The organism is Maribacter antarcticus DSM 21422 (assembly GCF_000621125.1).
GTDB lineage: Bacteria > Bacteroidota > Bacteroidia > Flavobacteriales > Flavobacteriaceae > Maribacter > Maribacter antarcticus.
Genome location: NZ_JHZC01000017.1, coordinates 45532 through 71688, shown reverse-complemented (window position 1 = coordinate 71688; position 26157 = coordinate 45532). Strand labels below are relative to the sequence as shown.

General features: G+C 39.7%; 22 protein-coding genes. 11 read left to right on the top strand and 11 right to left on the bottom strand.

What is annotated here, in order from left to right; genetic code table 11:
- The first annotated feature begins 57 nt into the window (after positions 1-57).
- Complete coding sequence (locus Q360_RS0113745; RefSeq protein WP_027077615.1) at positions 58-1608, top strand: amidase; 1551 nt, start codon at positions 58-60, stop codon at positions 1606-1608.
- Here Q360_RS0113745 and Q360_RS0113740 read toward each other — a convergent pair.
- The 3 genes from Q360_RS0113740 to moeB are packed head-to-tail and all read right to left on the bottom strand — an operon-like array spanning position 1582 to position 4602.
- Positions 1582-2772: a molybdopterin molybdotransferase MoeA gene (locus tag Q360_RS0113740; protein WP_027077614.1), complete on the bottom strand. Its 1191-nt coding sequence runs from the start codon at positions 2770-2772 to the stop codon at positions 1582-1584. The two genes, Q360_RS0113745 and Q360_RS0113740, sit on opposite strands and share 27 nt — an antisense overlap.
- On the bottom strand, positions 2769-3545 hold the full coding sequence (locus tag Q360_RS0113735; RefSeq protein ID WP_027077613.1) for a sulfite exporter TauE/SafE family protein: 777 nt from the start codon (positions 3543-3545) through the stop codon (positions 2769-2771). The genes Q360_RS0113740 and Q360_RS0113735 overlap by 4 nt, the downstream gene beginning before the upstream one ends.
- Positions 3529-4602: a HesA/MoeB/ThiF family protein gene (moeB, locus tag Q360_RS0113730; protein WP_027077612.1), complete on the bottom strand. Its 1074-nt coding sequence runs from the start codon at positions 4600-4602 to the stop codon at positions 3529-3531. Before moeB ends, Q360_RS0113735 begins: the two co-directional genes overlap by 17 nt.
- Before the next feature lie 131 nt (positions 4603-4733).
- On the opposite strand from moeB, the gene Q360_RS0113725 reads away from it, so the two are divergent.
- Positions 4734-5615 (top strand): hypothetical protein, encoded by an 882-nt coding sequence (locus Q360_RS0113725; RefSeq protein WP_027077611.1) that lies wholly within the window; start codon positions 4734-4736, stop codon positions 5613-5615.
- Positions 5616-5643: 28 nt separating this feature from the next.
- Here the strand turns inward: Q360_RS0113725 and Q360_RS0113720 are convergent, their stop codons facing one another.
- The 8 genes from Q360_RS0113720 to Q360_RS0113685 form a co-directional block, all read right to left on the bottom strand.
- On the bottom strand, positions 5644-6240 hold the full coding sequence (locus tag Q360_RS0113720; RefSeq protein WP_027077610.1) for an NTP transferase domain-containing protein: 597 nt from the start codon (positions 6238-6240) through the stop codon (positions 5644-5646).
- Positions 6224-6697, bottom strand: a complete 474-nt coding sequence (gene moaC / locus Q360_RS0113715) for a cyclic pyranopterin monophosphate synthase MoaC (protein WP_027077609.1) — start codon at positions 6695-6697, stop codon at positions 6224-6226. The genes Q360_RS0113720 and moaC overlap by 17 nt, the downstream gene beginning before the upstream one ends.
- Entirely contained in the window at positions 6697-7680 is a 984-nt protein-coding gene (moaA, locus tag Q360_RS0113710; RefSeq protein WP_084273444.1) for a GTP 3',8-cyclase MoaA, read from the bottom strand. Before moaA ends, moaC begins: the two co-directional genes overlap by 1 nt.
- Before the next feature lie 76 nt (positions 7681-7756).
- The gene (locus Q360_RS0113705) at positions 7757-8173 is read right to left on the bottom strand and encodes a molybdenum cofactor biosynthesis protein MoaE (RefSeq protein WP_027077607.1); all 417 of its coding nucleotides are present in this window, start codon (positions 8171-8173) and stop codon (positions 7757-7759) included.
- The gene (locus tag Q360_RS0113700) at positions 8173-8415 is read right to left on the bottom strand and encodes a MoaD/ThiS family protein (protein WP_027077606.1); all 243 of its coding nucleotides are present in this window, start codon (positions 8413-8415) and stop codon (positions 8173-8175) included. Before Q360_RS0113700 ends, Q360_RS0113705 begins: the two co-directional genes overlap by 1 nt.
- A 3-nt stretch (positions 8416-8418) precedes the next feature.
- Complete coding sequence (locus Q360_RS0113695) at positions 8419-10713, bottom strand: xanthine dehydrogenase family protein molybdopterin-binding subunit (RefSeq protein WP_027077605.1); 2295 nt, start codon at positions 10711-10713, stop codon at positions 8419-8421.
- 17 nt (positions 10714-10730) lie between these two features.
- Complete coding sequence (locus Q360_RS0113690) at positions 10731-11195, bottom strand: (2Fe-2S)-binding protein (RefSeq protein ID WP_027077604.1); 465 nt, start codon at positions 11193-11195, stop codon at positions 10731-10733.
- A gap of 165 nt (positions 11196-11360) precedes the next feature.
- Positions 11361-12155, bottom strand: a complete 795-nt coding sequence (locus Q360_RS0113685; protein WP_027077603.1) for a DUF6503 family protein — start codon at positions 12153-12155, stop codon at positions 11361-11363.
- Positions 12156-12279: 124 nt separating this feature from the next.
- Between Q360_RS0113685 and Q360_RS0113680 the strand changes: the two genes are divergently transcribed.
- The 9 genes from Q360_RS0113680 to Q360_RS0113640 all read left to right on the top strand — a co-directional run bounded on the left by Q360_RS0113680 (position 12280) and on the right by Q360_RS0113640 (position 26157).
- On the top strand, positions 12280-13038 hold the full coding sequence (locus Q360_RS0113680) for a TrmH family RNA methyltransferase (RefSeq protein ID WP_245603266.1): 759 nt from the start codon (positions 12280-12282) through the stop codon (positions 13036-13038).
- A gap of 49 nt (positions 13039-13087) precedes the next feature.
- Positions 13088-14320, top strand: a complete 1233-nt coding sequence (locus Q360_RS0113675; protein WP_027077601.1) for a M48 family metallopeptidase — start codon at positions 13088-13090, stop codon at positions 14318-14320.
- A gap of 44 nt (positions 14321-14364) precedes the next feature.
- Complete coding sequence (locus tag Q360_RS0113670; protein WP_027077600.1) at positions 14365-16569, top strand: RelA/SpoT family protein; 2205 nt, start codon at positions 14365-14367, stop codon at positions 16567-16569.
- 48 nt (positions 16570-16617) lie between these two features.
- The gene (locus Q360_RS0113665) at positions 16618-17094 is read left to right on the top strand and encodes a Fur family transcriptional regulator (RefSeq protein WP_027077599.1); all 477 of its coding nucleotides are present in this window, start codon (positions 16618-16620) and stop codon (positions 17092-17094) included.
- Between the two features lie 15 nt (positions 17095-17109).
- Positions 17110-18381 (top strand): adenylosuccinate synthase, encoded by a 1272-nt coding sequence (locus Q360_RS0113660; RefSeq protein ID WP_027077598.1) that lies wholly within the window; start codon positions 17110-17112, stop codon positions 18379-18381.
- 97 nt (positions 18382-18478) lie between these two features.
- Positions 18479-19267, top strand: a complete 789-nt coding sequence (locus Q360_RS0113655; RefSeq protein ID WP_027077597.1) for a 3-keto-disaccharide hydrolase — start codon at positions 18479-18481, stop codon at positions 19265-19267.
- A 10-nt stretch (positions 19268-19277) separates the two neighbouring features.
- Positions 19278-20735, top strand: coding sequence for a Gfo/Idh/MocA family protein (locus Q360_RS0113650; protein ID WP_027077596.1), 1458 nt, complete (start codon positions 19278-19280; stop codon positions 20733-20735).
- 118 nt (positions 20736-20853) lie between these two features.
- On the top strand, positions 20854-24012 hold the full coding sequence (locus tag Q360_RS0113645) for a PVC-type heme-binding CxxCH protein (RefSeq protein ID WP_027077595.1): 3159 nt from the start codon (positions 20854-20856) through the stop codon (positions 24010-24012).
- A 456-nt stretch (positions 24013-24468) separates the two neighbouring features.
- Positions 24469-26157, top strand: a complete 1689-nt coding sequence (locus Q360_RS0113640) for an OstA-like protein (protein ID WP_394331952.1) — start codon at positions 24469-24471, stop codon at positions 26155-26157.

Below are 26157 nucleotides of genomic sequence, written 5' to 3'. Positions count from 1 at the left end.
AATGAGAGCATTATAGGAATTAGTACAGTTTAAAATTTGAATTTATTAACTTTAAATATGAATGCATCAAAAATCATTATACTATTTTTTCTATGTGCGCTTAATTCATGCGAAGAGCAACACCTCATAGCACGTATTTGCGTATCTGAATTGACGATTGCAGACATACACAAGGCGTATCAAGAAAGCACCTATACGAGTAGTGAATTGGTCAATGCCTACCTGCAGCGGATTGAAGAACTGGATAGTAGTATCAATGCCATTACCACCCTCAACCCAAAGGCACTTGCCGTTGCAAAGGCGCTAGATGAGGAATTTGCAAAAACTGGTGTCTTACGCCCCTTACATGGCATTCCCATCATCATAAAAGACAATATTAATACTGCAGGGATATCCACTACGGCAGGTTCCTTGGCCTTGCAGGGGTATATACCTGAGGAAGATGCGTTTATCATCAAAAAATTGGTGGATGCGGGTGCTATTATACTAGCCAAATCCAACATGGCTGAATGGGCCTTTAGCCCCATGCATACCGAAAGTTCCACAGCAGGTACGACCAGAAATCCATATAATTTAGACTATGTTCCTGCAGGCTCCAGTGGGGGAACAGCAGCGGCAGTTGCCGCTAACTTTGGCACTATCGGCCTTGGGACAGATACAGGTAATTCTGTTAGAGGACCTGCAGCACATACTGCGCTAGTTGGGTTTCGCGCCACCTTGGGATTAGTAAGTAGAAGTGCCATTGTTCCCCTCTATTTAAGAAATGATATTGCAGGCCCTATGGCCAGAACGGTTGCAGATGCTACTAGAGTATTGGAAGTGATGGCGGGTTATGACCCAAAAGACCCGCTTACCAAATACTCGGAAGGAAACATCCCTGACAACTATAGTCAGTTTCTTTTGAAAGACGGGCTTACGGGCGCTAGAATAGGCGTACTTAGCGCGCTAAGTGATGATGACACACATCCGGAAATAAAAGCCTTATTTGAAAAATCATTATTGGATTTAGAGGCATTAGGCGCTACTGTAATTGATACTGTGATTGTTCCTGATTTTGCAACATTACGCCAAAGTCAATGGTGTGCAAGCTTCACAATAGATGTAGAAACCTTCCTGGCCGACTATGTGAAAAATGATACTTTAACAACGGTACAGGACATCATAAACGTTGGCACCAAATCTGACTATACTAGAGAGCGATTGGAACGGAATGCGGCCAACAGCGGCAGATGGGAAAATTCAGAAATCCCGTGTTTGGATGCCTACACGGATACGAAACGTATCGCGTTCCGTGAGGCGATTGAGCAGCTAATGGATTCCTTAAAATTGGATGCTATTGTTTATCCTTCTTGGAACCAACCACCTGCAAGAATTGATTTTTTTCAAGAGGAATACAAAGGAGACAACAGTCAGATAATAAGTCCACATACGGGACAGCCAGCCTTTACGGTCCCCATGGGTTTTATAACTGGAAACCTTCCCGCAGGATTACAATTTTTAGGCCGGATGTATGATGAGCCCACCCTAATTAGATTAACCTATGCCTATGAGCAAGGGACAAAACATCGGAGAACACCTGATTTATCGCGTAGGAACGAAAGGGACTAACTCCCCTTCTTCATAAGCAGCATCCCTTGGTTCTAGACAGACAAAACCATCAGCCTTGGCCAGACTTGTTAAATCCCCTGAGCCATTTTCGGTAATCGGCTTAGTACATAATCTCGCATTATTCCAATAGGTTTCCACTTGAATAAAGCGCGTTAAGGACCCTTGTATTGTAACTGTTGCCCCTAAAACTGCGTGATGTGTTTCCACAGGGATTTTCCATGAGGTATGCAGCCACGCCAGAAAATATAAATGGTAATTAGCAAAGGTAGATACCGGATTGCCTGGAAATGAAAAAATTACCGTTTTGTATTCGTGATGCACGCCAAACCAAAATGGTTTTCCAGGCCGCTGCGCCACGCGGTGAAACACTTTTTCTACCCCCAAAGCATCCATAACCTCTGGTATAAAATCAAACTTTCCTTTGGACACACCTCCACTCAATAACAAAACGTCGTTCTTCTGTAGTGCCATTTTTAGCCCTTCTTCTATGTCTTTTTTCTCATCTTTTAAATGTAAGGTAGATGCCGCTATATTTACCTTGGACAAGGCTACTTGTAAGGTAATGCTATTTGATTTACGAATCTGGTGGGGTGCTGGTATCTGATGCACATCTACCAATTCATTACCCGTAGATATGGCACATACTTTAGGTACCGCCTTTACAGATACGCTAGCGGCACCAACCGAAGCCATGACGCCAATATCAGCCGAAGCGATTCGTTTGCCTTTCGCCAAAAGAGCTGCGCCTTGGGCCTCGTCACTACCTTGGTAATGAATGTTTTGCCCCTTCTGTACCTCCTTTTCTATAGTAACCCATCCGTTTTTAATAGCAAGATGCTCATACATGATAACGGTATCCGTCTCAAGCGGCACCACAGCGCCCGTCATTACTTCCAAGCAAGCGTGCTTATCAAATAGCTTCTGTTGTGGCATTCCTGCGCTTGCTACACCTTCAATTTTGAGTGTGGTCCTTCCCCCCTCCAAGGTTGCATAGTTGATGGCAATACCGTCTTTAGTAGCTCTATTGAACGGAGGAAAATCCCTATCAGCCACAATAGAGGCTGCTAGAATTCTTCCATGTGAGACTAATAAGGGAACCACCTCATTTCCCAAATCCAATGGATGGGCTAATACTTTTTGATATGCTTCTTTAAATGTGATCATAAAACTCCTAATCCGTTTACTAATAATACGCGTACACCAACTACAAAAATAAGAACTGCGGTAACACGTTTAATTCCGTTAGCCGATAATCGTTGCAAACTCATGCGAATACCAATTTGCCCCCCAATGAAAACAGCAACAACTAAACATCCTGTTTCTATCCAAGGCAATTCCAAGGTATTGCTACGCATTAATCCTATCAATCCTGAAATAGAATTAACGAGAATAAAGAAACTAGCCAAAGCTGCAATTTTAATTGCCTTGTCCCACCGCAAATGATTCAATATAGGTGCTAAAAATATTCCACCTCCAATACCCACAAGTCCAGATAAAAACCCAATAGCCGCACCCAATACATAACTTAGGTATTTTGGATATGCCTTAGTTTCTTTCCTATGCCGAAAGTTACGGATGGTCTGACCAGCTAAAAAAACAGAAGACAGCAGTAATGATACACCCAAAATGATGAAAAATACGTTTTCCTGTAATGTAATAGAAGCCCCTAAAAAAGTCAATGGAATACTGGTGAATACAAATGGCACAAAATCAGCGATACGCGCATGTCCGTTTTTAAAGTAGAGATAGGTACTCCCAGAAACGACTACCAAATTACAAACCAGGGCCACGGAACGTATGGCAAAAAAGCTTATGAAAACAATACTTAACAATGCCAAATAGCTAGATCCACCACCAAAACCTACAGAGGAATACAGAGTGGCTACCGCAAAGAACCCCAAGCAAAGGAGTAATAAATGCTCAATAGGTATTTGCATAACTATCTATCATGTTCATACCACCTGTTACATTTACAAATTCTTTTTGTGGGAACTTTTGCTGTAATATGTAAATTGCTTTTTGACTGCGAATGCCTACTTGACAAATGAGATAAACGGGCTTGTTTAAATCTATTTCATGGCTTCGTTGTTCCAATTGGTCTAGTGGAATATGTTTAGCACCTTGCAAATGCTCACTATCAAACTCTTGTTGTGTGCGCACATCTACCACTTCAATACGTCCATCAATTAATAAGGGCCGTATAGCAATACGTCCAATCTCTTTTAAGGATAGCTCAGAATCAAGTTCATAACTATCGGCCAAGCGCTTGATATTGAAATTTTTTGATTGTCTCGGAAAGGTCATGCGTTGCATGCGTTGTGTGAGTGCATCATATAGCAAAAGTGTTCCTGAGAGTACCTCGCCGATACCACAAATAACTTTTACCACCTCCAAAGCCTGCAGATTACCTACAATTCCTGGTAGTATTCCTAAAACCCCATTCTCATTACAATCTGGAATGGCATCGGCCATTGGCATGTTTGCAAACAGACAACGATACGTAGGGCCATTTTCGTAATTAAAAACACTGACCTGACCTTCAAATCCATGTAATGCGCCATAAACAAAAGGTGTATTTAATATGACACAAGCATCGTTTATCAAATACCGTGTTGGGAAATTATCCGTGGCATCGACCACCAGGTCATAATCTCCTATAATTTCCAAAGCATTGGAAACATCTAAAAAAGTAGGATATGCATTTATTTGTGTTTCAGGATTCTGTTTTTGCAATTGTTCAGCGGCTGCATGCACCTTTAACAAACCCACCATGGCTTCGGTAAACAATACTTGCCGATGCAAATTGGAAATCGATACTACATCGGCATCCACAATACCCAAAGTACCCACGCCCATGGCATTTAAGTAGGTTAATACAGGAACTCCTAAACCGCCTGCTCCAACCACCAAAACTTTTGCATTGGCTAATTTTCGTTGACCTTCAGCGCCAAACTCTTTAAGAATAGTTTGCCTTATATACCGTTTTGGGTTCATGCGTGTAAGATAGTGAAAAGCAAAAAAGCGGAAGATGAGAAAGCGTTGGGATTGGTGTTAAAAACAGGTATTATCCATTGCCTAAAATTAAAGAAGGAATATCTTCTTCCATAATGTGATATATTAGAACCATGGGGCACCTACTTAAAAATAAAAACATAGAAATTAAAATTGATTTTCCGCTTGAAAATTACAACTTCTCTAGATTTGATTGGACTGGAAAAATTATAGATGTAACATTCAAAGGCATACCGCTAACGAGTGTAGAGGTCCCAAATTGTAAAAATGAAAACCTATTTGGCAAAGGATTTTACAATGAATTCGGAATTGATACTGCATTGGGTTTTGAGGAAACTAACATTGGGGAATGGTTCCATAAAATCGGAGTGGGTCTTTTAAAAAAAGAAGATGCGAATTATGAGTTTCATAAACCCTATGCCATTAAACCTGCAGCGTTTAGGACTATGGCAAAAGCAAATAGCCTTATCATTAATTGTAGATCTGCCAAGGTAAACGGGTATGCCTATGAATTAACAAAAGAAATTGAACTACAAGAGGCAGGTTTTACTATTAGCTATCATTTGAAAAATACAGGCGAAAAAGTAATTCACACCACGGAATACAATCATAATTTTACTGCTATAGATAACGATTTGATTGGAGCAAATTACGTACTAAATTTTCCATTTGAACTAAAACAACGATTATTTGGAGAGACTGTAAATCCGAAATCGGCTGTGATTATTGGTCCTAACGCCTTCAATTTCAATAGCATGCCAACGGAACCTTTTTTCTTTAGTCATCTTAGTGGTGGAGAACGTGTTAAAAGTGCGTGGGAACTCATACATTTAGGGACCAAGGTTGGAATTAGAGAAAACAGCAATTTCACGACGGACAAAATAAATCTTTGGGGATGGAAACATGTGGTGAGTCCGGAAGTATTTTTTGATATCAATATTGGCCCCGGAGCATCTGTAAAATGGACTCGGAAGTATGAGATTTTTCAGCTATAGGGGTGAAAAAAACTAGGTCTTTCTTCAATTAATCGATAGCTAGTTTTTCAAGTGCTTCTTTGTACTCCGCTTCTGAATTAGCGTTCAACAACACATTTTCATTTTTAGGAAATACCAATTTAGTATCAGTATTAATCAGGAATTTTCGTGGGCAGGTACCATTGCCTGCTTCCAAATACACAAGTGAATCTCGAAACGCGTGTGGTTCCCAAATCGCGCATAAGGGTTCTGGCAGCGGATTCTCTTTTGAAGCAAAAGCAGTCGCCATTTTCGAAACATCGCGCTGGGATACCAGTTCATGCAAGGCGGCTTCATCCATAAGGGGCAAATCACATGCCAATACAAGCCAAGCTGCCTCAGGAAATTGCCTGTGAGCAGATAGCAATCCATTATAAGGTCCTCTAAATTCATTCCTATCTACAATACCATTTACCTCAGCATTCATTTCTTTGCGCTGCTCTTCCCGTACGCTCATATATGTAGCGTCACATATGTTGCTTAGCAATTTATATAAATAATCCCGTTGTGGGATACCGTGATAGGCAATCAAACCTTTATCAGCTCCCATACGGGTGCTTTTCCCTCCTGCGAGCACGAGTCCGTATATTTTAGCGTTGGAAATCATTTTTACCTCCCGTTTTCTGTTCTAATTCAATGCTTGTAATTCGGATATCATGTGATAAGGCTTTACACATATCGTACATAGTAAGTGCTGCGATAGAAACTCCGGTAAGTGCTTCCATTTCTACTCCAGTTTTTCCGTCACATTTTACTGTACAAGAAATCTGAAAGGCATTATTTATTGGAATGATATCTAAGTCGATTTTAGTAAGATTGATTTGATGGCAAAGCGGAATCAGCTCCGATGTCTTTTTTGCCCCTTGAATTCCTGCCAAAACTGCTGTCTGTACCACACTTCCCTTTTTTCCTAGAAAATTTTGATCCGATAAAATTTTAAATGCTGCTTCTGGAAATTCAACCGTTCCTCTAGCTACGGCCGTTCTATTCGATATCGTCTTACTAGACACATCTACCATATCTGCTTGACCAGCATCATTTATATGTGAAAGTTTTTTTGTCATTATCCGCCAATAGAAGTCATAGAATTGGAAAAAACATCGGCATATTTTTCTTGCGCCTCAAAGCCTGTTTTTGACCTACTTCCCACTGCCTTTAAAATTTCTTTCTTAATATTTTCTTCAGAATTTGGCTGTCGTAAGATGTCCCTAAGATTCGTACTTGCTTTGGCATACAAGCAGGTAATTACATCTCCTGTTGCAGATATCCGTAATCGATTGCAGCTACCACAAAACGTTCTACTAAAAGAAGGAATAACACCAAATGTGCCCTTAAAGCCCGGTATTTTATAGTTCATAGAGGTAGATGTGGCTGGCGATTCCAATTTGTAATAATCTGGATAGACTTCACGGATATATTCCAATATACGTTTGTAATCCCAAGCAATGGATTCAAAAGTTTTAGAACCTCCGTTAAATGGCATTTCCTCTAAATACCGAACGGAAACATCATAGTGTTTCGCTAAGTCCAAAATCGGAATAATATCCTGTGTATTCTGCCCTTCTAATGCTATAAAATTAATGCGAACGTTAAAACCTTCACTGATTAAACGCAATAGATTATTGTGCACTGTATCATACTGATTTCTTCTAGTAATACGCTCGAAAGTAGCCTTATCAATCGCATCCAAACTCACATTCATATTCTTGATGCCCAAGATTTTTAACTCGTCAATATACGGACCGATTAGAGTCGCGTTGGTCGTTATCGAAATATCTTCTAGGCCATCTAAACCTGCTAAATGCCGCAACAATACCATCAAATCTTTACGCACAAAAGGCTCTCCTCCAGTTATCCTAAGCTTATCTACTCCTTGAGAAACGAGTATTGTGCTTAATCTAGCTAATTCGTCAATGGTAAAAAGTGTATCGTTCTTAGCAAAATTTATACCCTCTGCAGGCATGCAATAATTACAGCGCAGATTACAACGATCTGTTACCGCCAAACGCAGGTAATTTATTTCTCTATTATGGTTATCTATCAACATCTGCTTTTTCAAATTCAAGTTCAAACTCAATAACTAGTGATATATATTTTCATTTCTTTATACGCGCAAAGCTGATTTAAGGATGTGCGGAGACCCAAACCGTTTTGTCCTTAAATAATTCCTTTTTCCAAATGGGAACGGTTTCCTTTAGCGTATCGATTAAAAAGCGGCAGGCCTCAAAACATTCCGAACGGTGGGCGGAGGAGGCACCAACAATAACGACAGGCTCTTCCACATTTTTCATACCCACAGCGTGTTTGATTACTACCTTTTGCAAATTCCATTTGTCAATGGCTTTGTCAGCAATTTTCTCCATCTCCTTCAAAGCCATTTTTTCATAGGTCTCAAATTCTAAACCTACTACTTCCTGTTGTGCTGTAAATTCTCGTACGGCTCCTACAAAAACACAGATACCTCCACTATGCGGATGCGATAATTGGGCATACACGGTGGAAGTATCAATTTGATCTACAATCTCTATATATTTCTTCATCAACCGCCGCTTACTGGTGGTATAACCGCCACCTCATCATTATCTCTCAAAGGTACATGATCTAAAGCGTATTCACTGTTTACAGCGACCGCCAAAGAGCTTAATTTTGCTAATTCAGAATACTCCTGAATCAATAATTGTTTAAGTTCCCCAACCGAGTTTGGCCTATGCTCATTAGTAGAAAAAACCTTATGAGAAGCGCCAACGATGTCCTTTGCTATTCCAAAAAAAAGTACCTCCATAGCCTATCCTATAATTTCTTTATCCAGTAAGGATGTTATAAAGGGCTGTTTGTAAATTCTTTTCCCTGTAGCTTTTTTTAAGGCTATAGAAACAGCAGCTCCAGCGGGAGGCAACGTTGGTTCTCCAAGCCCGGTAGGGCTTAAGGTATTCTTCACAAAATGAGTTTCTACCATTGGTGCCTCCCGCATACGAATCAGACGGTAACTGTCGTAATTTTTAGAGGTTGGCATGCCGTTTTCAAAAGAAAAATCACTGTACATGGCATGGCCTACTCCATCTATAACGCCACCTTCTATTTGGTTCAATGCGCCTAACGGGTTTACTACAATACCGCAATCGACCGCTACGGTTACTTTTTTAACCACAGGTTGATTGTTTTCCATTACAATATCAGCCACTTCGGCAACATGGGTGTTATGACAATAATATGCAGAAAATCCTTGATACACGCCTTCTTTTGGAATACGATAACCCGATTTCTCTACTACTAGATTAATAACATCTTCCATGCGTTCTGCAGAATACTGTATACGCTCATCTTCGCTTCCTTTCACTTTTTGCAAAAGGTCTAATCGCATTTGCACAGCGTCTATCTCCAAGGCTTCGGCAATCTCATCTAGAAAGCTCTGCTCTGCATAAGAAAGGAAGTTTGTATACGGTGCACGCCACGCCCCAGTTGTAATATTACTCTTATAAGAAGCCACATCTACTTGGTAGTTATCCAATGTACCTGCTGGAAAAAAGTTAGGAATTAATCCATACATATTTCCACCAACAGCAGCCTCTTTCAAATGATAACCGGTAAGTTCGCCATCTTTTATACTTGCTTTTATACGGTATTTGATTGCCGGTCGGTACACCCCTGTAGCCATATCATCTTCACGAGATGAAACCATTTTTACGGGCTTCCGGATAGCATCCGAAATTTCAGCTGCTTCCAAGACAAAATCACTATATAAACGTCTTCCGAAACCACCGCCCATACGGGTCATTTCGCAATGCACATCTGCCACATCACGACCTAACATATCAGCAACTGCCGCTGCACCAGATTCAGGAGTTTGAATAGGTCCGACTAAATGTACCTTAGTCTCTGTTACATCAGCAAAGAAATTCATCGGTTCCATACAATTATGTGGCAGAAAAGGAGATTCGTAGGTACGCTCTATCACTTTATCGGCTTCCTTAAAGGCCTTCTCAACATCACCATCTTTACGTAAAGTCGTAAATTCGGTACCGTCTAACAATGCTATTAAATCTCTATCATGTGATTCCGTACTTTCCATTTCGGAAGCATTACTCCAAGTAGCTTTAATCGCTTTTTTACCTTGTATGGCCTTCCATGTACTTTCGGCTATAACAACAACCTTATCCGTATCTCCGAGTTTCACAGACCAATTACCGCGATTCTTTTCCAACAATCCTCTTCCTTTAGCGCCAATTCTAATAACATCGATAACCCCTGGTATGGCTTTAGCATCGGTATCATCATAAGATTCCAACTGCTGCCCAAAAGATGGCGGCCTCAAAACGTTGGCATAGACCATTCCGTCTACTTTATAATCCATTCCGTAAAGCGGTTTCCCAGTAATTATTTCATCTATATCTACATTATGGGTATCCGTACCAATAATGGTATAATCCTTAGGGTCTTTTAATTTTACTTTTCCAGCAACTTCTTTAGCGCTTGCGTCTTTAAATTCTGGATTTTCTGATTTAGATTCATCGCCTTCAGCACCTTCAGATATAGGAATCTGTAATTTAGCAGCCTCTTTAACCACATCACCATACCCTAAAGTTTGCCCTTTTGCATTGGTAATTACACCCTGTTTAGCAGAACATTCAGAAGCATCAACACCCCACCGAGCTGCAGCTGCATTTACTAACATTTGACGAGCGGTTGCTCCTGTCTGCCGCAATGCATCCCATCCAAAACGAATGGACTGGCTTCCTCCTGCAACTTGGCGTTGGTAATTTTTTGTATCTAGTACCCCTTGTAGTACGTTTACATTTTCCCAAAGCACATCGAGTTCCTCGGCAATAATCATGGGCATGGAGGTTTTTACCCCTTGACCAATTTCCGGGTTTGGAGAAAATAAGGTGACCATACCTTCATTGGATATCTTGATGAAAGCATTAAAGTCGTTATAATTAAGTTTGGAAATATCGACCGGCATTTTCACATTGTCTTTACATGCTGTGAAAAGATTAAAACCGATCAGCATTCCGCCACTCGCAAGCGATGAAGTTCTCAAAAAAGACCTTCTACTAAATCCAGTTGCTATTGTACTTGACATGTTTTTCGAGTTTTAAGTTAGGCCATTTTCTTCTCAGCAGCCTTTACGACCGCATTTTCAATTCGATTGTAAGACGCACAACGGCATATATTACCATGCATCGCACTTCGAATATCTTCTCTAGAGGGGTTCGGATTCTTTTCTAGAAAGGCCGAGGCTGTCATTATTTGACCAGATTGGCAATACCCGCATTGCGGAACATCTACCTCTTTCCAAGCTTGTTGCACAGGATGGGAACCATCTGGGGAGAGCCCTTCGATTGTTGTAATCTCTTTCCCGTCTAGTTGGGATACTTGTAGTAGACAACTGCGGGCCGCAGTCCCGTCTATATGAACAGTACAGGCGCCACACTGGCCTATTCCACAACCAAATTTGGTTCCGACCATATCTAAATCGTCTCTTAAAGCCCAAAGCAAGGGCATGTCTGGCGTAGCCTCGATTTTCTTAGACACACCATTAATTTTTAGTTTGTACGTTGGCATCTTAAATTGTGTTTTAGTTTTTAAAAACAAGAATGCTGTTCACAAAACAGCCTGTTTGCAGCGATGAGTTCTAAGGTAGTAATAAATATGGAACGGTTCAACCCTTCTGGAATTCATTTAAACTTTTTTGAGCTATGACCACAAGCTATAGAAAAGTATTCATTTTTAATTTACAAACGTTGCCCTCTCCGGCTTTTTATAAAAATCAGTAGGTTTCTCTGCACTGCTCAAAGAAATATTCTCAAAAACAACAGTGTTCTTTGGAGCGCCTATTTTTTTCCCTTCATAGCTATACCAAGTAAGGGACTTTGGCAGCTGTATGCCTTCCACATTTGCCCACTCGTCATAACGAATCCATTTCACGTTTTCGGATACGGCTCCACTGCTATAGGTTACGGTGTAACCTAGCCATTTCATTTCAAATGTTTCTGGATCGTAGTGTAAAAAGTATTCATCTTTTGGCGACGTGCCTATTCCTGAATTATAGCTTATGCGTATACCTGGATAGGATTTTGCTTCAAACTCCAAAGGCTCGGTTTCTGCATATACAATTCCTTCATCTGCCAAAACAAAAGGCATAGCAAAGAAGTAAAACATGAGATTATGATAGAAAATGGCATCTCCTTTGTAGGCTTCTTCTTTATCCAACAACCAAACCTGAGAACCGTCAAAGCCTAGACTAAGCTGGGGCATGCTAATTATATCTTTTCTGCTATGTAGCGCAATCGTATGTGTTTCCAAGGCGTCTGTTTTCGGAATAACAAAACTCAATGTTTTAAATGGTTTCCAAGAATCTAAGCCGCCATGGGCATCAAAAACTTTTAGCATATTCTTCGGATACGCGCTTTTCACAGCGGTTTCAGTAAGCGTACTGTCCATTCGTTTCTGTTCTAATTTACTTTTATCGCTCTTACAAGAAAACAAGAGGACAACAAGAGAAAAAATCAATATGTTCTTCATCAAATTTTATATTTAGTTCTATTACGTCGTGTTAAGGTACATTAACTGACAGATTGGTTTATTTTTGCTATCCATGCAACATGTTAAACATATTACGAGTCCGCAGAACGCGCTAATAAAACAGATGTTACTCCTTAAAGAGAAATCTAGAGAACGACGAAAAACTGGACTTTTTATTCTTGAAGGGAGACGGGAACTAACCTTAGCGATAAAGGCTGGATATGCTGTAGATACCTTTTGCTACTGCGATGCTTTAATAGCTTTTGATAGTTTTGAAGACGAATTGAAATTTGATGGAACAGTGCAACACATCAACCTATCCTTAGAAGTATATAAAAAATTAGCGTACCGTGATACCACTGAAGGTGTAATTGCTATGGTGAAATCGAAATCACATGAACTATCGGAGTTAGCCTTGAAAAACGAAAACCCTTTTATCCTAGTTGCAGAAGCTCCAGAAAAACCTGGAAATATTGGTGCATTATTAAGAACTGCCGATGCTGCAAATTTGGATGCCGTACTCATCGCAAACCCAAAGACCGACCTTTACAATCCCAACATCATTCGGTCTAGTGTAGGTTGTTTATTCTCTAGAAACGTAGGGATGGCAAGTACCACGGAAATCATTCAATTTCTAAAAGATAAAAACTGCACCCTGTATTGCGCTGCACTAAGCGCATCAAAAAACTATACTTCAGTGAATTACAAAGGACCAACCGCAGTAGTTGTTGGAACAGAAGCTACAGGCCTAAGTCAAGAATGGCTTTCAAATGCTGATCAAAATATCATAATTCCTATGGAAGGAGCTATAGATTCTATGAACGTATCCGTATCCGCCGGAATACTTATATTCGAAGGAAAGCGGCAACGCAACGAAAAATAGCAACAAAAAGTGACCTGTTGCGTTAGACACGAAGATTAATAAAATAATTATGGATACAACACTTATATCTTACTGCATCATAGTCATATTGGTAAGTGAGTATATTCTGGCCACCACGCTCAATTTCCTAAATGCAAAGCGATTTAAAGATACTATTCCTGAGGACCTTACTGATGTTTATAGCTCGGAAGAATATGAGAAGTCGCAAGGGTACAAATGGACAAATTATCGTTTTGGAATTCTAACCTCTAGCTTCTCCATCCTACTTATTTTAAGCGTATTGGCTTTTGGTGGTTTTGGATGGATAGATACCTTTGTTTCTCGCATTACCCCAAATACTACATTCCAGTCGCTACTATTTTTCGGCATAATTATGATGGGTAGTGATGTATTGAATACTCCTTTTAGTTATTATCAAACCTTCGTAATTGAAGAAAATTTCGGGTTTAATAAAACCACGAGAAAGACTTTTATTATAGATAAAATTAAAGGATGGTTTATGATTATCGTTTTAGGAGGTGGCATACTCGCCTTGGTGCTGTGGTTCTTTGAATGGGCAGGAAGTAATTTTTGGTTATATACGTGGGGATTAATAACCGTTTTTACCATTTTTATGAATTTATTCTACAGCAAGCTTATTGTACCCCTATTCAACAAACAAGAGCCATTAGCCGACGGAAGCTTAAAAAGCAAAATAGAATCCTATGCAAAAAACGTGGGGTTTGAACTCCAAAATATATTTGTCATAAACGGGTCTAAACGCTCTACAAAAGCAAACGCCTACTTCTCAGGATTTGGAAAGGAAAAACGCATTACGCTTTATGACACTTTAATTAATGATTTAGAAGAGGACGAAATTGTAGCTGTATTAGCGCACGAAGTAGGCCATTACAAAAAAAATCATATCATCTTTAATTTGGTGACTTCTATTGTATTGACAGGGGCCATGTTGTTTGTTTTATCGCTCTTTATTAATAATCCAGATATTTCACTCGCTATTGGAGTAGCTACTCCTAGCTTTCACGCAGCGTTGATAGGTTTTGGGATACTTTACAGTCCTATTTCTGAAATTACTGGATTACTAATGAATTTCGTTTCACGCAAGTTTGAATATCAAGCCGATGATTTTGCCAAAGAGACTTTTTCTGCTAGCCCATTAGTAAGCTCCTTAAAGAAGCTATCCAAAAACAGCCTCAGTAATCTTACGCCACATCCTGCATTCGTGTTCATGCACTATTCCCATCCACCGTTAAAGGATAGGATTAGGAATTTAAAGGCATAATTTTTGTTGTCTATCGGCTAGGATTATAGTAAATTTAAACTAGTATGACGGAAGCCGATTTAGAAAAAGAGAATAAAAATATTGCCAGGCAGTATAAGGAACTACTGCGTATTAGTTATCAGACTTTAACGGATGATGACAAACAACTAATTCGTAGTGCTTTTGAGATTGCAGTAGACGCACATAAAGATCAGCGAAGAAAATCTGGAGAAGCCTATATCTTCCACCCTGTTGCAGTAGCAAAAATAGTTGCCTCTGAAATTGGACTGGATGCAGTATCTATTGCGGCCGCCTTGCTTCATGATGTGGTAGAGGACACAACATACACACTAGACGATATTGACCGAATGTTCGGGGAAACCGTAGCGCGAATCGTAGACGGACTAACCAAAATTTCACACTTAAAAAAAGACATGAACATCTCCCAACAGGCGGAGAATTTTCGAAAAATGCTATTAACCTTAAATGATGATGTAAGAGTAATCATTATCAAAATAGCAGACAGGTACCACAACATGCTTACCATGGATTCCATGCCAGAGCACAAGCAAGTTAAAATTTCTTCCGAAACCTTATATATATATGCGCCTCTCGCGCATAGAATTGGATTGTACAATATTAAGACAGAGCTAGAAGATTTAAGTTTAAAATATACGGAACCTGAGGTGTACGAGGCCATTAAAAGTAAAGTAGAGGATAGCAAGGAGGAACAGCAAGAATATATAGATGCTTTTGCAGATATTATCGATACTTCTTTAAAGAAGGAAGGATTAAATTACACGATTAAGGGTAGGATGAAATCTATTTTTTCCATGCGCAAAAAAATGATAGCGCAAAACGTTTCCTTTGATGAAATCTATGATAAGTTTGCCCTTCGTATCATCTATAAATCGGACAAGCAAAACGAAAAATTTCTAGCTTGGAAAATCTATTCTATAGTCACGGATCACTTTACGCCTAATCCAGTGCGCCTTCGCGATTGGATTTCATCTCCAAAATCTACAGGTTATGAAGCCTTGCATATTACGGTAATGGGACCTAAAGGAAAATGGGTAGAAGTACAAATACGTAGTGAACGTATGCACGAGATAGCGGAAAAAGGGTATGCCGCACATTTCAAATATAAGCACGGAAACCAAAAAGAACAGGGTATAGAAGTTTGGCTCAACAAACTACAAGAAGCTTTGGAAAATGCAAATACCAATGCGGTCGATTTTGTGGAAGAGTTTAAATTAAACTTATACTCTAAGGAAATTTTTGTATTCACTCCAAAAGGAGAACTAAAATCTTTACCAAAGGGTGCCACTCCATTAGACTTTGCCTTTAGTATTCATACAGAAGTAGGTATGCGAACCCGTGGGGCCAAAGTAAATGGGAAATTAGTACCATTGAATACTACACTAAATAGCGGTGATCAGCTTGAAATCATAACCTCAAATCAAGCAAAACCTAATCAAAACTGGTTAGATTATGCCACTACGGCCAGAGCACGAGCCAAAATAAAATCAGTATTACGAGAGGAGAAAAAATCGATTGCAGAAGATGGTAAAGAGGTTTTAAGAAGGAAACTCAAATCACAAAAAATTTCGGTAAATGAAGACTCCATCAATAAATTAGTTAGCTTTTTTAAACTAAAGACGAGTCTCGATTTGTTTTACAGAGTGGGTGTTGGGTCTATTGACAATCAAATGATCAAGGATTTCGCATCTTCCTACAACAACGCGTTCATTAGCTTCTTTAAGAATAGGATGCGCAAGAATCCAGTTCCAGAAGATATAGGGAAAGACGAAATCACCTCTAAGTACGACACGCTAGTATTTGGCAAGGAAGAGGAAAAACTAGACTATAAACTATCACAATGTTGCAATCCTATTCCAGGTGATACTGTTTTTGGTTTTATAAGCGTAACAGAAGGCATAAAGCTACATAAGAAAAATTGTCCCAATGCCATTTCACTGCAATCCAACTACGCCTACAGGATTATCAGTGCTAAGTGGGTGGATTCTTCGCAAGAGGAATTTAGAGTAGATATACAATTAACCGGCATAGACAATCTTGGATTAATCAGTGACATCACTAAAGTAATTTCGGGTAACATGCATGTGGATATGAGAAACTTGAATTTTAATACAGATGGTGGAACCTTCTCGGGAAAAATAACCGTCGTAGTAAAAAACAAGGCTATCCTTAAGAAAGTAATAGAAAACCTAAAACAAATTAACGGGATAGACAAAGTCACAAGACTTTAGAAAAGGAATTAAAATTTAACTGTACATTTGTAAATTAACAAAATAGTTATGGCTTCGGACAAGAACCAGGAAATTGTGAAAAACGTATTTACCAGCTTTTTAGAGGGTAACGGGCACCGAAAAACACCAGAGCGTTATGCGATACTTCAGGAAATTTATGAAAGCAACGATCATTTTGATATCGAATCACTCTACATCAACATGAAAAATAAAAAGTATCGTGTAAGCAGAGCAACGCTTTACAATACTATAGATTTGTTGTTGGACTGTAAGCTGGTGAGAAAACACCAATTCGGAAAAACGCAAGCACAATACGAAAAATCCTATTTTGACCGCCAGCATGATCATGTAATACTTACAGATACCGGGGAGGTTATGGAATTTTGTGACCCTCGTATTCAAACTATAAAAAAAACGATAGAAGAAGTATTCGACATTAAAATCAATACCCACTCGCTCTATTTTTACGGAAAAAAGAATCAGCCTGGAAATGATACAGATAAAACAGAACAAACAAACAATTAACCAAGTACAATTACAATGGCAGTAGATTTATTGTTGGGCCTACAATGGGGTGACGAAGGAAAAGGAAAAATCGTTGACGTACTAACGAAAAATTATGATATCATAGCGCGTTTTCAAGGGGGTCCGAACGCAGGACACACCCTAGAATTCGACGGTATAAAACATGTCTTACATACTATCCCTTCAGGCATATTCCACAAAAATGCAATTAACGTTGTTGGAAATGGCGTAGTGATAGACCCCGTAATTTTCAAAAAAGAACTGGACGCTTTATTAAAATTTAATCTGGACATCAAAGCCAAATTACTAATTTCTAGAAAAGCACATCTTATATTACCTACACACCGCCTTTTGGATGCCGCTTCGGAAGCATCAAAAGGAAAGGCTAAAATTGGCTCTACACTCAAAGGAATTGGCCCAACCTACATGGACAAAACCGGAAGAAACGGGATGCGTGTGGGCGATTTAGAACTTAACAATTGGAAAGAAAAATACAGGTCTTTGGCTAATAAACATGAAGCCATGATCGGCTTCTATGATGTTGACATACAATATGACTTAGCAGAGTTAGAATCAGACTTTTTCAAAGCTATTGAAGAGCTCAAAGAGCTCACTTTTATAGATAGCGAAGAATACTTATACCAAGCACAAAAATCTGGCAAAAAAATATTAGCCGAAGGTGCACAGGGGTCCCTATTAGATATAGATTTCGGAACGTATCCTTTTGTAACCTCATCCAATACGACCGCTGCGGGCGCCTGTACTGGACTCGGAGTTGCACCAAACCAAATTGGCGATGTGAAAGGTATTTTTAAAGCCTATACTACTAGAGTAGGAAGTGGTCCTTTTCCAACAGAACTTTTTGATGAGGAGGGCGAAACCATGGGACGCGTAGGCAATGAATTTGGTGCTACCACAGGGAGATCAAGACGCTGTGGCTGGTTAGATTTGGTAGCTTTAAAATATGCCGTCCGTATTAACGGGGTTACAGAGTTGATGATGATGAAGGGTGATGTACTTAGCGGCTTCAAAAAATTAAAAGTATGTACAGAATATAATTATAAAGGTGATAAAATCGATCACCTCCCGTTTAATATAGAAGTGGAAAATGTAACGCCGATTTACACCGAAATGGATGGATGGGAAGAAGATTTAACAAAAATGACCAAAGTAGACCAATTACCTGCTGCGCTCAACAAATACATTAGCTTCCTAGAAAAAGAATTGGAGGTACCTATTAAAATTGTATCCGTAGGTCCAGATAGAACCCAGACCATACACAGGTAATTTTATTTCCTCGGTCAGGAGGCAAATGGCGTTAAGCGAAAAAAAAAGCTTAACGCCATTTTTTTTCTGTAAATTCAGGGATTAATATATGCAACATATGAGAAACTTAAGTACCTTAATAATAATGGCTATCCTTTTAGCTTCTTGCAAGACCGACAAAAAAACAGAAAACACCGAACAACAAGAAACTGCAACACCCGAAGCAGAATGGACTGTACTTTTTGATGGCACAAGTACGGAAGGCTGGCGAGCCTATAACGGAGAGGCACTGCCTCCAGGATGGGTAGTCAAAAACAAGGAGCTTACCTTTGATACCGAACTAGGCCTAGAACAAGATTATAATGGTGGTAAGGACATCATTTACGGTGCAGAGGAGTTTGATAATTTTGAATTTTATGTAGAATGGAAATTACCCAAAGGAGGAAACAGTGGCATCTTCTATCATATTAAAGAGGGCTACAAAAGCATCCCAGAAGTTTCTCCAGAATATCAACTTATCGATGATGAGAACTATGCTGCAATGCATGATCTTACCGAATACAATTTAAGCCTTGGGTACACCGACAAACCCGAAGAGCTAAAACCTTTACAACAAACAGCATCTGATTATGCAATGCACCCAGCAGACACGTCCAAGAAAGTGCTTCATCCTGTAGGAGAATGGAATTCTTCTAAAATAGTATTTACTTCAGAAAAGGTAGAGCATTGGCTTAATGGGGAAATGGTAGTATCTTTTGTGCCTTGGGATGAGGCTTGGGAAGAAAAAAAGCACTCTGACAAGTGGAAAAATAGTGAAGATTATGGAACCTTTAAAAAAGGATACATAGGTTTTCAAGATCACTCTAGTCCTATCTGGTTCCGGAATATAAAAATTAAAAAATTATAATAACGATTTTATGAAGAAAAGAGAATTTTTAAAAAAATCGGCCATATTAGCATCCACAACTGCGTTAATGCCTTCCTTTTTAATGGCATGCAAAGAAGAAAAGCTAGCGACCAAGGCTACACCATTAACGCGGCTTAGAACTGCCCATGTTGGAGTTGGCAATATGGGAGCAGCGGATCTTAAAGATATATCTTCGCACAAGAAGGTTGATGTGGTAGCCCTTTGTGATGTTGATGCCAACAATCTGGCAGAAGCCAAAAAGCTGCACCCTAACGCGAAAATATTCAGCGATTATAGGGTAATGCTCAAAGAAATGGGCGATGGAATAGATGCTGTAATCGTATCTACCCCAGACCATACCCACGCCCCAGTTTCTATGATGGCGATGGAGATGAATAAATCTGTTTATTGCCAAAAGCCTCTAACACACTACGTATCTGAGGCAAGGGCGATGAAAAAGTTAGCCGAAGAAAAAAATCTGGTTACCCAAATGGGTATTCAGGTGCATTCTTTTTACGACTATAAATTAGCTACATTATTGATTCAATCCGGTATTATTGGAAAGGTACATACGGTAAGAGCATGGTCTCCAAAAAATTGGGGATATGACGGACCTATTCCTACAGGAGAGGATATGGTACCTGAAACTTTAGATTGGAACTTATGGCTAGGAACATCCGCAAAGCGACCTTATAAAGAAGGGTTATACCATCCAGGGAATTGGAGAAAATTGGTAGACTATGGTTGTGGAACTTTAGGTGACATGGGCGTTCATATTTTTGACACACCATACAACGCCTTAGCCTTAGATGTACCCCGCACCATAACGAATGAATGCAGGGAACCGAACGGTTTTGGGTTTCCTGAAAACAATCGCGTTACCTACGAATTTCCCGGTACACCTTACACGGCAGAAAGCCTAAAATGGATTTGGTCCGATGGACCAGGAGCACCAGATATGCATGAGGACCTAAAACTACCTAATGCGTCAGAGATTACAAGTGCAAACACAGAGAGCAAGGAAGCATCTGTTGAAGAAAAAATGTCCTTAGAAACAAAAGCTAGTGGACCGGGAACACTCCCAGAACAAGGCGCTATGTTCATTGGCGACAAGGGTCGTTTGTTATTACCACATTTCATGCAGTTACCAACAAAAATAGTAGATGGCGAATATGTAGATATTTCCAAAGAAATTGCCGCAATAGGTATAGAAAATAACATGGGGGAGCCCATACGTAATTATGATTCTGAAGGGCCAAAGCACTATCACCAATTTGTGGATGCCTGCTTAGGCACAGATGAGTGTACCGCTCCCTTCTCTTATGCGTCTAAATTAACGGAGACGATACTTTTAGGCGTAATCGCGAACCGCTTCCCGAACCAAACCTTGAACTGGGACAGTAGCAATGCAAAATTTGCAGAAGAAGAAGCCAACAACTTTCTAGAGGGAGATTACAGAGATTTTTAACCAACTAAACCAGGGCGACAGAATTACTTGCTCAAAAAGTATGAATTTAAGCCACCTTTAAGGTGGCTTTTTTATGAGTATATTTAAATGCACTAAATACCAAAATAGCTTCTCGACTATGCAATCACTTAGACATCATTTTTCCAATACACACCCCGCACTCCTTTTTATCATTTTACTAGGAATATCTTGTTCTAAAGAAACAATCGCATTAGTAGAAATAACCCCTAAAAGTTCTATCACATTAATAGGGAATAATCTTGGCTCACGAATGTTGAACTATGGCTATTTTGAAACGGAAATGCACTTAAAGTTTCCTAAAGACTCCCTAACCATAAGAAATATGTGTGACGGTGGCGATACCCCTGGATTTAGGCCACACTCCTCCAGAAATACACCTTGGGCCTTTCCAGGCGCAGAAAAATTTCAAACAGAATTGACAAAAGCTACAGGTAGTGATGGGGTATTTGAATATCCAGATGAGTGGCTAAATCGTTTGGATGCAGATATAATTCTCGCGTTTTTTGGCTATAACGAGTCTTTTGAAGGAGAAGAAGGCTTACCTAATTTTCAAAGCGAATTACAAGCATTTATAACGCATACCAAAAGTCAGCAGTACAACGAAAAAAGTAGCCCAGAATTAGTACTTATTTCGCCCATAGCCTTTGAAGACCGTTCAGGTGATTATGATGTTCCCAACGGAGAGTCCCAAAATAGAAACTTAAAATTGTATGCGGAGGCCATGAAGACCATAGCCCTAAATAATGAGGTCCCTTTTATCGATGTTTATAACCCTAGTGCACAATGGTATGAGAAGGATGACCTTACCATAGATGGTTCCCAATTAAACGAAAGGGGTTATCAAAAATTTTCGAATTATATCGCCGATGTGTTGACAGGAAACAAAAAAGCGACTATCGAAGATAGACGTACCGCCCTAAACGAAGCCGTAAACGAGAAAAATTTCTTTTGGCACAACGATTATAAAATCCCCAATGGCGTGCATGCAAATGGGCGAAGATATGCTCCTTTTGGTCCAGACAACTACCCATACGAAATTCAGAAAACAAGGGAGATGACTGCAATACGGGATACCGCCATTTGGGCGACCCTACAACAAAAATCCTATGATGTAAACTTGGCAGACAGTAAAACCATAGCCTTGCCAACTGTAGAAACTAATTATAATCTAGGAGATTCAGATGACCCAGAAGGCTATCTTTATGGTGATGATGCTATTCAATCTTTAACCGTACCCAAGGGATATAAAGTAGCACTTTTCGCTTCTGAAACCGAGTTTCCGGATTTATCAAATCCTGCTCAACTCTCTTTTGACAATAAAGGCAGGCTGTGGGTAGCAACACTTACCTCCTATCCGCACTACAAACCAGGAGACGCAAGGCCTAATGATAAACTTCTAATCCTAGAAGACACTAACAATGATGGTAAAGCAGATAAACAAACGGTATTTGCAGAAAAACTTCATTTGCCCATCGGTTTTGAGTTTGCCCCTGAAGGGGTTTATATAAGCCAAGGAACGAACCTTAAACTATTTACCGATACAGATGGTGATGACAAAGCCGATAAAATCGAAATTGTATTAAGTGGCTTTGACGACCATGATACCCACCATGCTATTTCAGCTTTTAGTGCAGATCCCTCAGGTGCATTATATATGGCGGAAGGCGTCTTTTTGCATACCAACGTAGAGACATCCTATGGTCCTGTAAGGGCTACCAACGGCGGATTTTACAGATACGCTCCCCAACGAAAAAAATTGGAACGCGTAGCACAAGTCAGTATACCAAACCCTTGGGGAATTGCTTTTGACGAATGGGGACAGGATTTCTTTCTGCACACCTCTGGCCCTACCACGCAATGGATGATGCCAAGCACCTTAAAATCCATTTACGGCGTAGCGTCGCCTTTAACAGCGAATTTAATTGAAGAGAAACACCGCGTACGGCCAACATCAGGTTTAGAATTTGTATCAAGCAGCCACTTTCCAGACGATGTACAGGGAGACATGTTACTTGGAAACACCATTGGATTCTTAGGGATAAAACAACATCAAGTGCTAGAAGATGGCACGGGTTACAAGACCAAGCACCGTCAAGATTTAATTAATGGTAATGATAAAAATTTTAGACCTGTAGATTTAGAGTTTGCACCAGACGGCTCACTTTATGTGGTAGACTGGCACAATGTCCTTATCGGTCACATGCAGCATAACGCACGAGATCCGCTACGTGACCACGCCCATGGAAGAATATACAGAATCACATACCCATCTAGACCTTTGGTTACTCCCGCTAAAATAGCTGATGCCAGTATTGATTCGCTTTTGAACAACCTTAAACTACCAGAATACAGAACACGGTACCGAACAAAAAGAGAATTGCGTGGAAGAGACGCCGAACAAGTAGTATCAAAATTAAAAACTTGGGTAGCAAACTTGAATCCCGACGACAACAACTTTGAACACCAACGTTTGGAAGCTTTGTGGGTTTCTTGGGGACTTAACAACGTTGCTCCGGAATTACTGCAACAGACCTTACAATCTCCTGACCATAGGGTGAGGGCGGCTTCGGTCCGTGTATTACGCTACATGGGGCATCAACTTCCCAATTCGTTGGAACTACTTAAAACAGCCGCTGCAGATGCTCATGGAAGAGTCCGGCTAGAAGCCATAACCGCGGCTTCTTGGATGGATGCCGAGGAAGGAATACAGATATTGGACATTGCCGAAAAACATCCGAAAGACGAGTGGATAGCAGATTCTTTTAACTTTGCAAAAACCAGACTAACCAACAGTTTTCTTCCTAAGGAAAAGCAGGAAATACTAGCAACACATCTTAGAGGTGAGGATTTAGAAATATTCGCCAAAGGAAAAAAGATTTACGAACGCGAAGGATATTGCGTCACCTGCCATCAAGAAAGTGGCGCTGGACTGCAAGCATCAGGATTTCCAACATTAGTAGGTCAAGATTGGGTAATGGGTAGCGAGGAGCGCCTTATAAGGCTTACCTTAAACGGACTCTATGGCCCAATGATCGTAATGGGGAACCAATACGAGGGTCAGGTGCCTATGATGGCTTTTAAAGGATTGCTTAACGACAAGGAAATAGCTCAAGTACTTACGTATGTCAGAAACGCTTTTGGTAATAAGGCATCTGTTATCAATCCAAATAAAGTAAAACAAATACGAGAAGACACAAAAGACAAAAAGGGCTTCTACACCCCAGATGAACTTTTAAAACTATATCCTTTAGAGTAATTAGAAATAACAAACCTATGTATTACTAAATACTAGGTAGCACCCTGATTGGAACAACCGTAATTATTCCTGTTGGTGTTTAAAATAGTACTCTGAAGAATCATGCCTATGATGGCCAGATTAAAAGGTGAAAACTGAATAGCAAAGTCATACCCTGCTATGCACCTGATTTGCTAGGCATCATAGCAACCAATAGGGTAGACTATCTTGCAGAGGTCCAGAAGCATTGAAAACCATCGATTTAGAGGCCTCTATTCTATTGCACCCTATTCGAAGCGGTATCGTTTAAATAGTGGAAAATGGCAATTATACGTAGACCCCGAGCTTAATAAAGGAGGTTATGTAAATACCACAAACCCAAGGTTAAAATTATACAGATACAATACGCCAATGCTAAAAGAATCCTAATCTTGTACAGGCCTATTTTAAAAATACTAAATTTGAAAAAAAATAACCTTGTATAGGACAGTTTTAGGAATCGTATCCCTACTTTTTACGAGTATATTGGTTGCACAAGATCAGCCAGAGGAAGCCAAACAAATAAACATTGTTTACGGTGCCAACTTCACTAAAAACGAAAAGGACTATCCGGGTGCATCTATCTTCAGTAAGGATGAACGACAGGTCCAATTTGAGCATCAAGGTGCAGACCTTTGGTGCGATGTAGCCATTTTTTTTCAAAAGGAAAACAGACTGGAAGCCAGAGGCAATGTGTTGTTAAAACAGGGTGACTCGGTAGAAATGACAAGTCAAAAAATTACATATAAAGGTGATATCAAATTGGCAAAGGCATGGGGCAATGTCGTGCTGACCAATTCGGATATGACGCTAAAAACAGATACGTTACGTCTAGATAGAGAAAATCAAGAGGCTTATTATCAGGACTATGGAACAGTAATTGATTCCGCAAACATCTTGACGAGTAAAGTTGGACGTTATTTTATGGAGCGAAAAAAGTACCGATTTCTGGATAGTGTTCATATAAACAATCCAGAATACATTTTGGACTCCGAACAGCTAGATTATTATACCAGCTCCAAAAATGCGTATATGTATGGACCTTCTACCATTGTTGGTGAAACTTATAAAATATATTGTGAACGTGGCTTTTACGATACTAAAGTAGAAAGTGGCTATGGTATTAAAAATACTAGGGTAGATTATAACGATCGCATTATGGAAGGTGATAGCGTTTATTTTAACAAAATTCGGGAATTCGCATCGGCAACAAACAACATCACGGTTACGGACACCATAAACCAAGGCATTGTGAGAGCCCATTATGCCGAAGTACATAAAGCAAAGGATTCCTTATTCGCAACAAAAAGGGCCGTATCCATTCTAGTTCAGGAACAAGATTCTCTCTATGTACATGGCGATACGCTTATGATTACGGGCAAACCTGACGAACGTATCACGCGTGCTTTTAGGAATGCAAAATTCTTTAAGACCGATTTAAGTGGTAAATGTGATTCGATTCATTCCGAAGAAAGAACAGGAATCACCCAACTAATTACGAACCCGATACTTTGGAACGGGGAAAATCAAATGACAGGTGATAGCATTCATTTGATATCAAACAAACAAACCGAAAAGCTAGATTCTCTTAAAGTGTTGAATAATGCCTTTATTATTTCCCTGGACAGTGTAGGTATGGAAGGGTTTAACCAGGCCAAGGGAAAAGATTTATTCGGTAAATTCATAGAAAACGAACTTAAAATAATAGACCTGATTAAAAACACCGAGGTTATTTACTACATGTACAACGACGACGACGAGCTTATTGGCATAAACAAGACCATCTGTAGCAAGATTCATATAACTATGGAGAATAATGATGTAGACGAGCTTACTTTTTTCACCAATCCCGATGGTGATATGTTTCCGGAGAAAGACCTTCCAGAAAACAGTAGAATTCTAAAAGGGTTTGTTTGGTATGGTGATGAACGTATTCTTACCAAGGACGATATTTTTGATGAGGACGATAATAACGTTGAACTGGTAGTGATCAGAGGTCTGGAAAACCCCATAGATATCGATGCAGAGGAGTATGAAAGAAATAACAAAGCCACAGACCCTGTAAATAACAATACTATTAAAGCCACAGATCAAAAAAAAATTAAAAACCCCAAAAAGGTTAAGTAG

What these genes read in the sequence shown, in the direction of transcription:
- Q360_RS0113745 (WP_027077615.1), top strand. Translation starts at nt 58, where the DNA reads ATGAATGCATCAAAAATCATTATACTATTTTTTCTATGTGCGCTTAAT.
- Q360_RS0113645 (WP_027077595.1), top strand. Translation starts at nt 20,854, where the DNA reads ATGCAATCACTTAGACATCATTTTTCCAATACACACCCCGCACTCCTT.
- Q360_RS0113695 (WP_027077605.1), bottom strand. Translation starts at nt 10,713, where the DNA reads ATGTCAAGTACAATAGCAACTGGATTTAGTAGAAGGTCTTTTTTGAGA.
- moaC (WP_027077609.1), bottom strand. Translation starts at nt 6,697, where the DNA reads ATGACAAAAAAACTTTCACATATAAATGATGCTGGTCAAGCAGATATG.
- Q360_RS0113660 (WP_027077598.1), top strand. Translation starts at nt 17,110, where the DNA reads ATGGCAGTAGATTTATTGTTGGGCCTACAATGGGGTGACGAAGGAAAA.
- Q360_RS0113685 (WP_027077603.1), bottom strand. Translation starts at nt 12,155, where the DNA reads ATGAAGAACATATTGATTTTTTCTCTTGTTGTCCTCTTGTTTTCTTGT.
- moeB (WP_027077612.1), bottom strand. Translation starts at nt 4,602, where the DNA reads ATGAACCCAAAACGGTATATAAGGCAAACTATTCTTAAAGAGTTTGGC.
- Q360_RS0113735 (WP_027077613.1), bottom strand. Translation starts at nt 3,545, where the DNA reads ATGCAAATACCTATTGAGCATTTATTACTCCTTTGCTTGGGGTTCTTT.
- Q360_RS0113725 (WP_027077611.1), top strand. Translation starts at nt 4,734, where the DNA reads ATGGGGCACCTACTTAAAAATAAAAACATAGAAATTAAAATTGATTTT.
- Q360_RS0113655 (WP_027077597.1), top strand. Translation starts at nt 18,479, where the DNA reads ATGAGAAACTTAAGTACCTTAATAATAATGGCTATCCTTTTAGCTTCT.
- Q360_RS0113740 (WP_027077614.1), bottom strand. Translation starts at nt 2,772, where the DNA reads ATGATCACATTTAAAGAAGCATATCAAAAAGTATTAGCCCATCCATTG.
- Q360_RS0113720 (WP_027077610.1), bottom strand. Translation starts at nt 6,240, where the DNA reads ATGATTTCCAACGCTAAAATATACGGACTCGTGCTCGCAGGAGGGAAA.
- Q360_RS0113680 (WP_245603266.1), top strand. Translation starts at nt 12,280, where the DNA reads ATGTTACTCCTTAAAGAGAAATCTAGAGAACGACGAAAAACTGGACTT.
- Q360_RS0113665 (WP_027077599.1), top strand. Translation starts at nt 16,618, where the DNA reads ATGGCTTCGGACAAGAACCAGGAAATTGTGAAAAACGTATTTACCAGC.
- moaA (WP_084273444.1), bottom strand. Translation starts at nt 7,680, where the DNA reads ATGTTGATAGATAACCATAATAGAGAAATAAATTACCTGCGTTTGGCG.
- Q360_RS0113650 (WP_027077596.1), top strand. Translation starts at nt 19,278, where the DNA reads ATGAAGAAAAGAGAATTTTTAAAAAAATCGGCCATATTAGCATCCACA.
- Q360_RS0113690 (WP_027077604.1), bottom strand. Translation starts at nt 11,195, where the DNA reads ATGCCAACGTACAAACTAAAAATTAATGGTGTGTCTAAGAAAATCGAG.
- Q360_RS0113700 (WP_027077606.1), bottom strand. Translation starts at nt 8,415, where the DNA reads ATGGAGGTACTTTTTTTTGGAATAGCAAAGGACATCGTTGGCGCTTCT.
- Q360_RS0113670 (WP_027077600.1), top strand. Translation starts at nt 14,365, where the DNA reads ATGACGGAAGCCGATTTAGAAAAAGAGAATAAAAATATTGCCAGGCAG.
- Q360_RS0113705 (WP_027077607.1), bottom strand. Translation starts at nt 8,173, where the DNA reads ATGAAGAAATATATAGAGATTGTAGATCAAATTGATACTTCCACCGTG.
- Q360_RS0113675 (WP_027077601.1), top strand. Translation starts at nt 13,088, where the DNA reads ATGGATACAACACTTATATCTTACTGCATCATAGTCATATTGGTAAGT.